The sequence below is a fragment of the Neorhizobium sp. JUb45 genome (genome assembly GCF_004343585.1).
GTDB lineage: Bacteria > Pseudomonadota > Alphaproteobacteria > Rhizobiales > Rhizobiaceae > Neorhizobium.
Window position 1 is genome coordinate 240,117 of record NZ_SLYW01000001.1, and the last position, 13,713, is coordinate 253,829.

The 13,713-nt window shown below is 59.6% G+C and carries 16 protein-coding genes; 12 read left to right on the top strand and 4 right to left on the bottom strand.

The window, feature by feature from the left end; all coding sequences use genetic code 11:
- Window position 1 precedes the first annotated feature (1 nt).
- The 9 genes from EDF70_RS01015 (at window position 2) to EDF70_RS01055 (ending at window position 8,420) form a co-directional block, all read left to right on the top strand.
- On the top strand, window positions 2–757 hold the full coding sequence (locus EDF70_RS01015; RefSeq protein ID WP_132271398.1) for an ABC transporter ATP-binding protein: 756 nt from the start codon (window positions 2–4) through the stop codon (window positions 755–757).
- A 31-nt stretch (window positions 758–788) separates the two neighbouring features.
- The gene (locus tag EDF70_RS01020) at window positions 789–1,715 is read left to right on the top strand and encodes a LysR family transcriptional regulator (protein ID WP_132271399.1); all 927 of its coding nucleotides are present in this window, start codon (window positions 789–791) and stop codon (window positions 1,713–1,715) included.
- Between the two features lie 146 nt (window positions 1,716–1,861).
- Window positions 1,862–3,400, top strand: coding sequence for an ABC transporter substrate-binding protein (locus EDF70_RS01025; protein WP_132271400.1), 1,539 nt, complete (start codon window positions 1,862–1,864; stop codon window positions 3,398–3,400).
- 268 nt (window positions 3,401–3,668) lie between these two features.
- Window positions 3,669–4,619, top strand: a complete 951-nt coding sequence (locus EDF70_RS01030) for an ABC transporter permease (RefSeq protein ID WP_132271401.1) — start codon at window positions 3,669–3,671, stop codon at window positions 4,617–4,619.
- Window positions 4,619–5,437 carry an ABC transporter permease gene (locus EDF70_RS01035; RefSeq protein ID WP_132271402.1) on the top strand — a complete coding sequence of 273 codons (819 nt, stop codon included), beginning with the start codon at window positions 4,619–4,621 and terminating at the stop codon, window positions 5,435–5,437. The genes EDF70_RS01030 and EDF70_RS01035 overlap by 1 nt, the downstream gene beginning before the upstream one ends.
- A gap of 39 nt (window positions 5,438–5,476) precedes the next feature.
- Window positions 5,477–6,874: an amidase gene (locus EDF70_RS01040; protein WP_132271403.1), complete on the top strand. Its 1,398-nt coding sequence runs from the start codon at window positions 5,477–5,479 to the stop codon at window positions 6,872–6,874.
- A 210-nt stretch (window positions 6,875–7,084) separates the two neighbouring features.
- Window positions 7,085–7,426, top strand: a complete 342-nt coding sequence (locus EDF70_RS01045; protein WP_132271404.1) for a DUF883 family protein — start codon at window positions 7,085–7,087, stop codon at window positions 7,424–7,426.
- Window positions 7,427–7,428: 2 nt separating this feature from the next.
- Window positions 7,429–7,872, top strand: a complete 444-nt coding sequence (locus tag EDF70_RS01050; RefSeq protein WP_132271405.1) for a hypothetical protein — start codon at window positions 7,429–7,431, stop codon at window positions 7,870–7,872.
- Window positions 7,873–8,048: 176 nt separating this feature from the next.
- A complete protein-coding gene (locus EDF70_RS01055; protein ID WP_132271406.1) occupies window positions 8,049–8,420 on the top strand; it encodes a hypothetical protein in 372 nt (123 codons plus the stop codon).
- A gap of 11 nt (window positions 8,421–8,431) precedes the next feature.
- Here the strand turns inward: EDF70_RS01055 and EDF70_RS01060 are convergent, their stop codons facing one another.
- Together EDF70_RS01060 and EDF70_RS01065 are read right to left on the bottom strand one after the other, a co-directional pair.
- On the bottom strand, window positions 8,432–8,995 hold the full coding sequence (locus EDF70_RS01060) for an RNA polymerase sigma factor (RefSeq protein ID WP_132271407.1): 564 nt from the start codon (window positions 8,993–8,995) through the stop codon (window positions 8,432–8,434).
- On the bottom strand, window positions 8,992–9,174 hold the full coding sequence (locus EDF70_RS01065; protein ID WP_132272517.1) for a NepR family anti-sigma factor: 183 nt from the start codon (window positions 9,172–9,174) through the stop codon (window positions 8,992–8,994). Before EDF70_RS01065 ends, EDF70_RS01060 begins: the two co-directional genes overlap by 4 nt.
- 176 nt (window positions 9,175–9,350) lie before the next feature.
- Here EDF70_RS01065 and EDF70_RS01070 point away from each other — a divergent pair, with 176 nt between their 5' ends.
- The 3 genes from EDF70_RS01070 to EDF70_RS01080 all read left to right on the top strand — a co-directional run bounded on the left by EDF70_RS01070 (window position 9,351) and on the right by EDF70_RS01080 (window position 11,487).
- On the top strand, window positions 9,351–10,145 hold the full coding sequence (locus tag EDF70_RS01070; protein WP_132271408.1) for a response regulator: 795 nt from the start codon (window positions 9,351–9,353) through the stop codon (window positions 10,143–10,145).
- A gap of 81 nt (window positions 10,146–10,226) precedes the next feature.
- A complete protein-coding gene (locus EDF70_RS01075; RefSeq protein WP_132271409.1) occupies window positions 10,227–10,391 on the top strand; it encodes a DUF1328 domain-containing protein in 165 nt (54 codons plus the stop codon).
- A gap of 85 nt (window positions 10,392–10,476) precedes the next feature.
- Window positions 10,477–11,487, top strand: a complete 1,011-nt coding sequence (locus tag EDF70_RS01080; RefSeq protein ID WP_132271410.1) for a sensor histidine kinase — start codon at window positions 10,477–10,479, stop codon at window positions 11,485–11,487.
- A 280-nt stretch (window positions 11,488–11,767) separates the two neighbouring features.
- Here EDF70_RS01080 and EDF70_RS01085 read toward each other — a convergent pair whose 3' ends face one another.
- Together EDF70_RS01085 and EDF70_RS01090 are read right to left on the bottom strand one after the other, a co-directional pair.
- Window positions 11,768–12,703: an ABC transporter permease gene (locus tag EDF70_RS01085; RefSeq protein WP_132271411.1), complete on the bottom strand. Its 936-nt coding sequence runs from the start codon at window positions 12,701–12,703 to the stop codon at window positions 11,768–11,770.
- Window positions 12,696–13,706: an ABC transporter permease gene (locus EDF70_RS01090; protein ID WP_132271412.1), complete on the bottom strand. Its 1,011-nt coding sequence runs from the start codon at window positions 13,704–13,706 to the stop codon at window positions 12,696–12,698. The genes EDF70_RS01085 and EDF70_RS01090 overlap by 8 nt, the downstream gene beginning before the upstream one ends.
- Between the last annotated feature and the right edge of the window lie 7 nt (window positions 13,707–13,713).

Sequence of the window (13,713 nt, forward strand, 5' to 3'; positions counted from 1 at the left end):
TATGACAGAGAAAACAGCGCTTTCCGTCCGCGACATGATCGTGACGTTTGATGAATATGTGGCGCTCGATCACGTGAGCGTCGATGTGGCGACGGGCGAGAGCTTTGGCATCGTCGGTGAATCCGGTTCCGGCAAATCCACGCTTTTGCGCGCCGTGGCCGGTCTCAATCGCTTTGACAGTGGCGCGCTCGCTGTCGATGGTCGCAGCTATTCGAGCGGGCGTCGCGACAAGGAATTTTACCGCACCGTGCAGATGGTGTTTCAGGATCCTTACGGTTCGCTGCATCCGCGCCAGACGGTGGACCGGTTGCTGCTTGAACCGCTGGTGATCCACGGTTTCGACGATATCGATGTGCGCATTGCCCGTGCACTGGATGAGGTGGGTCTGGGGGCGGGTTTTCGTTTCCGTTATTCGCACCAGCTTTCCGGCGGCCAGCGCCAGCGCATCGCCATTGCCCGCGCGCTGATCCTCGAGCCAAAGATCCTGCTGCTGGACGAACCGACCTCGGCGCTCGATGCCTCCATCCAGGCGGAAATCCTCAATCTGCTGGAACAGGCGCGCAAGGATCGGAACCTCACCTTCGTCATGGTCAGCCATGATCTCGGTGTCATCAGCCATATGTGCGAGCGCGTGGCGGTGATGAAAAGCGGGAAGATTGTCGAGACGGTACCGGTCGAGGCACTGGAAAAGCGCGAATTTTCCGCCGATTATACGCGGCAATTGCTGGTCGCCAGCGAAGGGTTTCGTCGCGGCTGATTTTGGCCGCGACAGATATTGGATTTTCCGCATGCAGCTTCGCGCCCTGATGTATTTTGACGAGCTGGTGCGCACCAATTCCATGCGTGCGGCGGCGGAAAATATGGGCGTTGCCGCCACCGCCGTCAGCCGCCAGATCGAGAACCTCGAGCACTATTTCGGCACGCCGCTGGTGGAGCGCAACAATCGCGGCATCCGCCTGACGGCTGCCGGCGAATTGCTGGCGGCGCGGGCGGGCAAGACGTTGCGTGAGCTGGAACATGTGCACCAGCTGATCGATGATCTGCAGGGCCTGCAGCGCGGCAAGGTGGTGATCTACGCCAATGGCGCGACGGTGGCGAACCTGCTGGCGCCGGTGCTTGCCGAGTTCAGTCTGAAATATCCAAAGCTTCGGTTCGAGGTGGCGATCACTTCCGCGCGCGAGGCGGTGGAGGCGCTGGCTGCTGCCGAGGCGGATCTGGTGGTGGCGCTGTTTGCGCCCAAAAATTCCGGCCTAAAAGTGCGTGTGCGCTCCGAACTCACCTATGATGTCATCCTGTCTGCCGATCATCCGGCAGCGGGCGCCAAGGAATTCACCCTGCGCGATCTGGTGCAGATGCCACTTGCTCTGCCGGACAAGAGTTTCAGCGCCCGGCAGGCTTTCGAGGACGTGTTCGGCAAGGCCGGACTGGAGCTTGACCCGGTCTTTGTCACCGGTTCACTGGAAATGTTGAAGGAACTGGTGCTGCGGCGTTCGGCCGTGACGCTGCTGCCGGCGCTGTCGGTCAAGCGCGAAATCGATGCCGGGCAGTTGGTGGCGGTGCCGGTCGGTGGCGGCAAGGCGGTAAAAACCTCGATGGAACTCTGCGTTGCGCCGGACCGGCAGCCGTCCTATGCCACGGCAAAGCTGGTCGATTTCATCGAAGGCTTCATGCGTGGTGTCGTGCCGAAAAAGTCGGTCGCCAAAAAGACGCCCTGACAAAATGCCTTGTGTAGCGATTTCGGCTACACAGAGACCACAAAAATCTGCATTGTGTGTGCACTCGCAACATGACACTCTTTTCGTCAATTGCAGGCAGCGGCGGACCTGATCTCCCGGATGACCTGCGCAAGGGGGAATGACGCATGCTCAGAACGATTTCGATGATCGGCTCCGCATCCGGTGCCATCACCCGCCGAGTGGCGCTCGGCCTGATGGTGACAGCCAGCGTGCTTGCCATGGGGCAAAGCAGGGCCGAGGCGGCAAAGGATAACGTCACCATCGGCATGGCGATCGAGCCGGCCGGACTGGACCCGACCGTCGCTGCACCCGTCGCCATCGGTCAGGTGACATGGCAGAATGTGTTCGAAGGCCTGACGACGATCGACAGGCAAGGCAAGGTCGTGCCGCTTCTCGCTGAAAGCTGGACGATTTCCCCCGATGGCCTGACCTATACGTTCAAGCTGCGCGATGGCGTGACATTCCACGATGGCGAGGCGTTCTCCTCCGCGACTGCAAAATTCACGCTCGACCGGGCGCGCGGCGACCAGTCGGTCAATCCGCAGAAACGCTATTTCTCCACCATCGACACGATCGAAACGCCCGACGCCACGACGCTGGTGTTGAAGCTGAAACAGCCGACCGGCAGCCTGCTTTACTGGCTGGGCTGGCCGTCCGCCGTCATGGTCGCGCCGAAAACGGCGGAAAACAACAAGGTGACGCCTGTCGGCACCGGCCCGTTCAAGTTTGTCAGCTGGGCCAAGGGCTCGCAGGTGCAGCTGGAAAAGAATGCCGGCTACTGGAACAGCCAGGTTTCGGTAAAACTGGAAAAGGCGTCCTTCCGCTTCATCGGCGATGCGCAGGCGCAGGCCGCCGCTCTGAAGGCCGGCGATGTCGATGCCTTTCCGGAATTCGGTGCGCCGGAACTGATGGAGAGTTTCAAGGGCGATGCGAAACTGGTGACGGTGATCGGCAATACCGAGTTGAAGGTGGTTGCCGGCATGAACAATGCCACCAAGCCTTTTAACGACAAGCGGGTGCGACAGGCGCTGATGATGGCCGTCGACCGCGCCACCGTCATCGAGGGCGCATGGTCCGGCCTCGGCACTGCGATCGGCAGTCATTACACCCCAAACGATCCCGGTTATATCGATCTGACCGGCACCTATGCTTACGACGTGGAAAAGGCCAAGGCGCTGCTGGCGGAAGCCGGTTATCCGAACGGCCTGACCTTTACCATCAAGGCGCCGCAGATGGCTTATGCGCAGCGCACGTCGCAGGTTCTGCAGGCGCTGTTTTCCGAGATCGGCGTGACGATGAATATCGAAACCACCGAGTTTCCGGCGAAATGGGTGGCGGATGTGCTGAAGGCCGCCAATTACGAGATGACCATCGTCGCCCATGCCGAGCCGATGGACCTCGATATCTACGCCCGCGATCCCTATTACTTCAACTACAAGAACCCGGCCTATAACGCTGTGCTGCAGAAGGTGCAGGAGACATCCGACCCGGCGGAACAGGCCAAGCTTTATGGCGAGGCGCAGAAGATTCTCGCTGATGACGTGCCGTCGCTATTCCTGTTCGTGATGCCGAAGCTGGGTGTCTGGGATGGGAAGCTGAAGGGGCTTTGGGAGAACGAACCGATCCCGTCGAACGTGCTGACGGATGTGCATTGGGTAGAGTGAGGGTGTTGTTGGGGCAGGCTGTGATGCCGCAGTGTTTGTGGCAGAGGGATGATGGCGCCGCACGCCGATCTCCCCCCTTGCGGGGGAGATGCCCGGCAGGGCAGAGGGGGGTGGATCCTCGGACTCCCTCGTTGCTGGAGCGGCAAAACGGTCGCCACCCCCCTCTGTCGGCTCTGCCGACATCTCCCCCGCAAGGGGGGAGACCAGCCCGCGCCTGCCTCGCTGACATCGCCTACTCGACGAACTCGAAAATTATGGTGCTCCACCCATGATCACCATCCTCACCCGCCGCATCCTCAGTCTGATCATCACACTCCTCGCCGTCTCGCTGCTGGTCTTTTCCATCATGAACCTGCTGCCCGGTGATCCGGCGGCGATCATGCTTGGTACGTCCGCCAGCCCCGACACGCTTGCCGCGCTGCAAAAGCAGATGGGGCTCGATCAACCGCTGCCTCTGCGATACCTCGCCTGGCTTTCCGGCATGTTGCAGGGTGATCTCGGCACGTCCTATACCTATAGCGTGCCCGTCGCCGGCCTTATCGTCGAGCGTCTCGCCGTCACGCTGCCGCTGGCACTGATGGCAGTGGTGTTGTCGGTCGCCATTGCCGTGCCGCTCGGCGTCACGGCCGCGCGTTATCGCAATGGGCCGGTGGATCTTATCGTCGGGCTGTTTTCCTATGCGGGCATCGCCATGCCGGCCTTCTGGGTGGGATTGCTGCTGATTCTGCTGTTTTCCTCAAGCCTCGGCTGGATGCCGGCGGGTGGTTTTCCCGGTTGGGATGCCGGTATCGGCGCAGGCCTGAAGGCGCTCGTGCTGCCCGCCGTGTCGCTGGCCTTGGCGCAGGCGGGTGTTTTGACGCGAGTTGCGCGCACATCCGTGATCGAGGTGATGAACGAGGATTTTGTCCGCACGGCGCGCGCCAAGGGACTGGGCGAGGGGGCCGCACTCTGGCGGCATGCGGTGCCGAATGCACTCATCCCGGTGGTGACCATGCTCGGCCTGCAATTCACCTTTCTGGTCGCCGGCGCGGTTCTGGTCGAAAACGTTTTCAACCTGCCGGGTCTGGGGCGGCTGGCCTATCAGGCGTTGTCGCAACGCGACATTATCGTCATGCAGAATGTCGTGCTGTTTTTCGCCGGCCTCGTCATCGTCATGAATTTCCTCGTCGATCTCGCCTATCTGGTGATCGATCCGCGACTGAGGGCGAAGGCGCAATGATGGCAAGGTTTTTGTATCGCCCGGTTCTCGTCACCGGCCTCGTCATCACGCTAGCTCTGGTTGCGGTAGCACTTCTGTCGCTGGTCTGGACGCCGGCCGTGCCGTCGAAAATGCAGATCCTGCTGAAGCTGAAACCGCCGCTCTCTGCCGGCCTGTTCGGCACGGATCAGTTCGGCCGCGATCTCACCTCCATGCTGATGGTCGGCGCCTGGAATTCGCTGTCGACGGCGCTGGTTGCGGTGGCGCTCGGCGCCAGTATCGGCACGGCGGTCGGTGTGTTTCTCGCTGCCCGTCGCGGTTGGGCGGAAGTCATCGGCATGCGCATCTGCGATATCATTTTTGCGCTGCCGCCGATCCTGTCGGCGATGATGCTGGGAGCATTTCTCGGGGCAGGGCGGTTCACCGCCATTCTGGCGATCGCAACCTTCATGGTGCCTGTTTTCGCCCGCCTGACATTTGGCGCGGCGCTGCAGATCTGGACGCGCGATTATGTCTCTGCCGCCATCGGCATGGGTCGTTCGGGGCTTGCCATCACCTTCACCCATATCCTGCCCAATATTTCCAACCAGATCATCGTGCAGGTGACCATCCAGCTTGGTCTCGCCATCCTCACCGAAGCGGGCCTGAGCTTTCTCGGTCTCGGCATGCCGCCGCCGGCGCCGACTTGGGGCCGCATGCTGGCCGATGCGCAGACCTATCTCGGTCAGGCGCCGTGGCTGGCTCTGCTGCCGGGGCTTGCCATCGCGCTTGCGGTGCTCGGCTTCAACATGCTGGGCGATGGCCTGCGCGATCTTTTCGACCCCAGAGAACAGAACTGAGCGAACAAAACTGATCCTTTTCACAGCGAAGATATTGCCATGAACGATCTTCTGAAACTGAGCATTCGCGAACTCGTCGGGCTTTTCGGCGAGAAAAAACTGTCTCCCTCGGAATACTGGCTCGCTGTCGAAGAGCGCGTCGATGCTTTTGAACCGCATGTGCAGGCGCTTTATCTCTACGATCCGCAAGGTGCGCGGGCGCAGGCGAAAGCGTCCACGGAGCGCTGGGCAAGGGGAGAGATTTTGGGCGCTCTCGACGGTGTGCCGGTGACGCTGAAAGAACTGATCGCCACCGAAGGCCAGCCGGTGCCGCTCGGCACGGCGGCGATCGAGTTGACCCCCGCTGCGGCCGATGCACCGATTGCCGCGCGCATGAAGGAAGACGGCGCCGTCATCTTTGCCAAAACCACATGCCCGGATTACGGCATGTTGTCCTCCGGTCTTTCCAGCTTTCATCCCTTGAGCCGCAACCCGTGGGACTTGAGCCAGAACCCCGGCGGTTCCAGTGCCGGTGCGGCATCTGCAGGTGCTGCCAGTTTCGGGCCTTTGCATATCGGCACGGATATCGGCGGTTCGGTGCGTCTGCCGGCCGGCTGGACCGGGCTTTTCGGGTTCAAGCCGAGCCATGGCCGCATTCCCGTCGATCCCTATTATGTCGGCCGTTGCGCCGGGCCGATGACCCGTACCGTTGAAGATGCCGCTTTCTCGATGGCAACGCTGTCGCGACCGGACTGGCGCGACGGCACCTCTCTGCCGCCGGAAAACATCGACTGGTTCGATCTCGATATCGACGTGAAGGGCATGAAGATCGGCCTGATGCTGGATGCCGGTGTCGGCCTTGCGGTAGAGGCGGAGGTGCGCGATGCGGTGATTGCCGTAGCGCGTCGTTTCGAGGAGGCCGGTGCCATCGTCGTTCCGGTCGAACCGGTGATGACGCGGACCATGCTGGACGGTCTCGACGTCTTTTGGCGGGCACGTTTTTGGGGAGACATCGAGGCATTGTCGGCTGAGCGGCGAGCGAAAATCCTGCCCTATATCCTTGAATGGGCCGAGGGCGGGGCGGATGTTTCCGGTGTCGATGCCGTGCGCGGCTTCAATCAGACAATCGAGATGCGAAAAGCCTGCGGAAAACTGTTTTCGATGGTCGATGCGGTGATTTCGCCGACCAATCCGATCGTTTCCTATCCGGCCGAATGGGCCTCGCCCACCAATGATCCGGCCAAGCCGTTCGAGCATATCGGCTTTACCGTGCCGTGGAACATGTCGGAACAACCGGCCGCCTCGATCAATTGCGGTTTTTCATCGTCGGGCATGCCGATCGGCCTGCAAATCGTTGGCCCACGTTTTGCCGATATGACGGTGCTGCGGCTCTCCAGAGCCTTCGAACGCTGGACCGGCGGCGTGCAGGCATGGCCGGAGCCGCCCGTTTCCATCTGATCGGTGCTATCGTCTCTGCCGTTGGAACAAAATCCGACACGCTGCGTTGACTGCGCGAACCGAAGACCGGATTGCCGTGCCTCGATACAGGCTGGCAGCAAGGGGTGGTCGTCGCGGGGGACGTATCGGCGGGTTTTCACCTGTCGGCAAATTTCCTGACATCGCCCTTTTCCGTTTTCGACCACGCGAAGATCGTCAAAGGAGAATGATATGGCGCCCGTAAATTCAACCAAGGATATTCCAGGCGAAGCCGCATCTGCTGTCTACGCGCAGGAAATCGAATTGCAGCTGGCTCAGCTGCGTGAAGATATCGCAGTTCTTGCCCGCACGGTTGCAGCCGCCGGTTCGCAGAAGGCCGAAAATGTCACCCGCCGCGTGAAGCGCGCCACCGACGAAGCCGCCGACGCTTCGCTCAACATTGTCGAAGCTGCGCGTGAACAAGCTTTGTCGCTGGAAAAGGATCTCGAGCGCCAGATCCGCACCAATCCGCTGCAGTCGGTTGCCATCGCCGCCGGCGCCGGCTTCCTGTTCGCCCTCCTGGCGCGTCGCTGATCATGGGGGGGCTGGCCCCTATCCTGGCATCGCTGCTTGCGGTTGATATCGGCGCGTTCACCAAGCGAATGCGCCGCAATGCCGTGCTGTATGCGATTGCGGGATTTTTCATGCTCACGGCCTATGCCGCAGGCGTGACGGCTCTCGGCATCTACCTGGCAACGATGATGCATCCGGCAGCCGCCGCAGCGGCGGTTGCGTTCGCGGCCTTCATCGTGGCGCTGATCTTTTTCCTGGCGATCATGCTGTCCAACCGGGCTGAACAGAAACGCCGGCGTCAGGCTGCCGCTGCCAACAGTGGCAAGGCGATGATGCTGACTGCGGCGATGTCTGCCCTGCCGATGGTGATCCGCTCGAAACCGCTGGCGGCCGTTGCCATTGCAGGTGGTCTTGCGCTGGTGCTCGGCAAGACGCTGGGTGGTTCAGGTCACTCCGACGAGAGCTGAGACCCATTATAATCACTGATCCGAAAAGGGACGCGGCATGGTTGCCGCGTCCCTTTTTTGTCGCCGTTTGGGGCGCAACATGTGCCCAGTGTGTCATTTTATAAAGACCCGCCCCGTTAGGGTGATCTAGACCGTGATGTGGCCTTGCCTCAAATCACCATCAGGATACCTGGAATTTGCTCGTTCTCATTGTCGATCCCGAATATCTCGTTGCTCTCGACGGCGAGCAGGTTCTGTCCGATGCGTTGGAATGCGACGTGCAAATTGCCATGCCGCGCGATTACCACGCAGCACTTGAGACCCATCGTTTCGATGTGGTGCTGATCGACGTTCGTGTCGTTCAGGATGATGTGGCCGATGCGGCGCAGCGTATTGCTGCGGCAGGCGCGAATGTGGTTTTGTCCAGCCTGTCGCATGTGAATGCCAACGGTTTTGCGGCATGGCCGGGAGCGCCGGTCGTTCTGAAACCGTTCGACGACAAAACCCTGATCGAGGCAGTAAAAAACGCCGCGACCAATGATCGCGACGTTTCGTCTCCTCCTGCGTAACTTTTACCGGCTTAGCTTCCGAAAGCGCGCGACGTGATCGCCGCGTCACCCGGATCTGGGCCGAAATCGCCTTCTCCGGAAACACCCAGCAATTCCTGCAGGCGGGTACGGGCGCGGCTGACGCGGCTCTTGATCGTGCCGACGGCGCAACCGCAGATCTCGGCGGCTTCTTCATAGGCAAAACCTGCGGCGCCGACGAGAACGATGGCTTCGCGCTGATCGTCCGGCAGCTTGTCGAGGGCTTTTCGGAAATCCTGCAGGTCAAGGCGACCATACTGTTCCGGGTGCACCGAAAAACGTTCGGAAAACAGGCCATCACTGTCTTGTACTTCACGGCCGCGCTTGCGCATCTGGCTGTAAAATTCGTTGCGCAGGATGGTGAAAAGCCAGGCCCGCATATTGGTGCCGGGCGTGAAGCTGCCCTGGTTGGCCCAGGCCTTCATGATCGTGTCCTGAACCAGATCGTCCGCCTTGTCGTGGCGGCCCGTCAGGGATACGGCGAAAGCGCGGAGATTGGGCAGGGAGGCAAGGAGGTCACGCTTGAAAGCGCGGTCGGCGAGTTCCTGCTCAGTCATTTTACATCCGCCGATTTCGCGTTTTTCTCAGCCTGTTCGAGGCGCTCGAGGAGATCGAGAAAGCGGTCGGGAATGCCTTCTTCCTGCACAGCATCATAAAAGTCACGCAGCTTGCGCGAGATTGCCGAGTTCGGAAGCATTGCGCCGGGCTTGAAATCTTTCGCTTGTGCTGTCGTCATTGTTTTTTCTTTTTTTCTGCTATCTTGTTCACTCATCACTCGGGCAGCCTGTTGCGATATCACTGACAACAGAATGCGCGACGACCAAAAAAGTTCCGTTACCGTCGGAACTTTTTTTGTCGCCGACCGTTTAAAGCCAGTTAGTTGCCCGCTGGGGCTCAGGGGAGAATTTATTTATGTCACTCACCACGCGCGTCGCGTCTCACCTTCCATACCTGCGTCGATACGCTCGTGCCGTCACCGGATCGCAGACATCAGGTGACGCCTATGTTGCCGCGGTCTTGGAAGCCTTGATTGCCGATATCTCGATTTTTCCCGAGACATCCAAGGATCGCGTTTCGCTGTATAAACTTTTCGTTGCGATCTTTGGTTCCACATCCATCGAAATCCGCCCGATCGAATCGCCTTTCGCATGGGAACAGCGCGCCGTCGCCAATCTTTCGTCGCTGCCGTCCAAGGCGCGTCACGCATTTCTGCTGATTTCGGTCGAAGGTTTCACCATCGAGGAAACCGCTGAAATTCTCGATATCGGTATCGATGAAGCGACCCAGCTTCTCGACGAAGCATCGCGCGAGATTTCCCGTCAGGTCGCCACCGACATCATGATCATCGAAGACGAGCCGTTGATCGCGCTCGATATCGAACAGATGGTTCAGGATCTCGGCCACCGGGTTACCGGTGTTGCACGTACCCACAAGGAAGCAGTGTCGCTGTTTCAGACCTCGCAGCCGAAGATGGTTCTGGCCGACATCCAGCTCGCCGATGGCAGCTCCGGTATCGATGCCGTCAACGAAATCCTGCGCACGTCCACCGTGCCGGTGATTTTCATCACGGCTTTCCCGGAACGCCTGCTGACGGGTGAACGCCCCGAGCCTGCCTTCCTCGTCACCAAGCCGTTTAACCCGGACATGGTGAAGGCGTTGATCAGCCAGGCGCTGTTCTTCAACGAGGCGGTCAAGGCAGCAGCCTGACCGGCCTGCGGGAATTGAGACAGATCAGGAACAATAAAGACATGGCGACGTTCTTTCGCGAAGCATCGAAAGGAAAGCGCCATGTTGTATTACGCTCTCGTATTTCTCGTGGTCGCGCTGATTGCAGGCGCTCTCGGGTTTGGTGGCGTGGCAGGAGCAGCGACGGGCATTGCCCAGATCCTGTTCTTCCTGTTTCTGGTTCTGCTCCTGATATCGCTGGTGCTCGGGTTGTTCAGGCGAACATGACATCTTATAAGAAATTCGCTTTATCATACGGATGCCGGCTCCCGGCATTCGGTACTTTCCTTCAGTCAGACAAGCAGGCGGGGTGATGCAGTTGTCGCATCAGCTGACATGGCAGCAGGCCGGTGAGAGTGACGACAAGCTCCATGGCTTCTTCATGCCCGCGCTTGTGGATCTCGGTGCCAGCATCATCATCCAGAATGCGGCGCGCGACTATCTGTTCGTGACCAACCTGCCCGGCGCATGGCATATCTCCAAAGATACGCCGCCGAACGATCGCAGTCTTTTCGGTGACGAGATTGCCGACAAGCTTTCGACCATCAAGGATGCGATCAAAAAGCCGGGCGACAAGTCGCATATCGAGATCGCGGTCGGCTCGGAAGATGTTTTCGAATTCCGCGTTCAGGCCGTCAGCATTTCACGCGGTGAGATGCATCTGGTGACGACGATCATCGACCGTTCGGAAGAACGTCACCGTGAACGGCTTTTGCGGGCGCTTTTGCGCGAAGTGAGCCACCGCTCGAAAAATCTTCTCGCCATCATCCAGAGCATCGCGCTGCAGACGGCACGTTATTCCGGTACGCTCGACGGTTTCCTGCACAAGTTCCGTGGCCGGCTTTATTCACTGTCGCAAAGCCAGGACCTGATTACCGATTCAAGTTGGCGCGGTGCTTATTTCCGCGAGCTGGTCGAGCAGCAGACCCAGAAATACCTGCCGGAGAACGCCCATCTCGTCGTCATCAAGGGCGACGATGTGCTGCTGACGCCGAATGCCTCGCTGCATATCGGGCTGGCTCTGCATGAATTGATCGTCAACGCCGTCAGCCATGGTTCGCTGCTCACCAGCCGCCGCGCCATCGAAGTGACCTGTAGCCGTAAGCTCGTTGACGGGCAGGACAGTCTCGAGGTTTCGTGGCATGAGAAACTTGATCCTTCGACTGACGAAAGCCTTGTCAACGAGGAAACCCTGAAGGGTCATTTCGGCAGTACCGTTCTGGAGCGTGTCGTTCCCGCCTCGGTCAACGGCAAGGCGCAATATGGCATTTCCGACCAGGAAATCTCCTACCGCCTGACTTTTCCGCTCGACGTCGCGGAATGAATTCGGTGGCCGTTTGCGGCCGTCGATCAAAAAATGATCTTCCTCGAATTTTTTCTGTGAACCGGCGGAACCATTATTGGGGACGTCCGTTATCACTACATCTGGAAGCGCCCCGTCCCCCGCCCTTCAAGCTTCCAGATAAACTCTTCATCCCCCTCGAAGAGACGATCTGGCTCGGTTTCCCCCGGAAACCGAGCCAGTTCTTTTTTGTGATCCCGAAAGCTACTGTGCATACGAAAAGGCCGCCCCGAGGGACGGCCTTTGTTTGTTCTGTGTGACTTCAGTGTTTCAGGGCGCGTGGATCAAGCGCATCGCGGATGGCGTCGCCGATATAGTTGACGCTCAGCACCGTGGCCGAGATCGCAAGGCCGGGCCACAGCACGCGTGATGGCGTCAGCTGCAGGAAGTTGGCACCGTCGAACAGAAGACGTCCCCAGGTCGGGAAGTCGGAGGGGAAGCCGAGGCCGAGGAAACTCAGCGCCGATTCCGTGATGATCGCCGAGGCAATGCCAAGTGTCGCCGACACCATGATCGATGACAGGACATTGGGCAGGATATGCCTCAGGATGATGCGATATTCCCGCATGCCGCTGGATTTGGCGGCCAGCACGAATTCCTGGGATTTTATCGCCAGCACATCACCGCGCACGATGCGGGCGGTGTGCATCCAGCTGGTGATGCCGATGACGAAGACCACCAGAAAGAAGATGCCGGTCTCTGGTCCGAAGGCACCGCGCAAGGTGTCGCGGAACAACATGATCACCACAAGCAGCAGCGGCAAAAGCGGCAGTGCCAGAAACAGGTCGGTGAGACGCATCAGCGGCCCGTCAAGCCGGCGGACATAGCCGGAAAACAGGCCGACAATGGTTCCAAGGAACAAGGCCAGCAGCATGGCGGTGAAACCGACGGCAAGCGAGATACGCCCACCGGCCAGAACCTGTGCCAGCATATCCTTGCCCAGATTGTCCGTGCCGAACGGATGCGCCAGCGACGGCCACTGGTTCTTCTCGCGGATATTGAGGGCATTGGGCGCGACGGTGTGAATGTAAGGACCGACGAAAACCGCCAGAACGATGAAGATGAACACACCAAGCCCGATGACACCGCCCCTGTGGGCGCGGAACTGGTGCCAGATATCGCCAAAAGCGGATCGGGCGGGCGTAGAGGCCACGGTTGGTGTGACCGGCGTGGTGGTTGCGATTGTTGCATCAGTCATAACGGATCCTCGGGTCGAGAATGCCGTAAAGTACGTCGGCAATCAGGTTGAAGAGGACGATCAGCACCGCAAAAATGAAGGTGAGCGTTTGCACCAGCGGCATGTCGGCACCCTGTACGGCGGTGATCAGCAATTGGCCCAATCCATTCACGCGGAAAATCTGCTCGGTGATGATGGCGCCGGAAAAGATCGTCGGCACACCAAGCGCAATCACGGTGACGACCGGGATCAGGCTGTTGCGCAGCACGTGAACCAGCAGAACGGCCCTTTCCTTGACACCCTTGGCGCGGGCCGTGCGGACATAATCCTGATGCAGGTTGTCGAGCATGGAGGCACGCACGAAGCGGGTGATCTGCGAGGCGTTGTAAAGCGCCAGCACCGCAACGGGCATGACCATCTGTTTCATCTGCGCCATGAAGCTGGCAAAATCCGTGACCCGCAGATTGGTGTCGTAAACCGACGGGAACCATTGCAGGTAGGAGGAGAAAATCACGATCAGCAGCACGCCGGTGAAGAAGGTCGGGACAGAATAGCCGACCATCGAGATGAACGTGCCGATCTGGTCGAAGATCGAATACTGCTTGTAGGCCGAGATGACGCCGATCGGGATGGCGATCAAGATGCCGAACAGATAGGCGAGGCCGACGACCCAGAGCGTCTGCGGCAGGCGCTGGACGATGAGATCGACCACCGGGCTGCGCGTCGCCCAGGACAGAACCCGCATGCGTTCGCCATCGCCGAACTGCCAGCCGGTGAGGCTTTCAAAAATGTTCAGCGGTTCATTGATGAAGAATTGCTGCAGCCATTTCATGTAGCGGATCAGGAAGGGCTGATCGAGGCCGAGCGAGGCGCGGATCTGCTCGCGCACTTCCGGCGGAATGGTGAGCGGCAGGTCGCCGGTCGGGTCATTTGGCGCCAGATCCAGCAACGCGAAGATCACGAAGCTGATGACCAGCAGGGTCGGGATTGCAAAAAACAATCGCCGCAACGTGTATGTGAACATTCAGGGT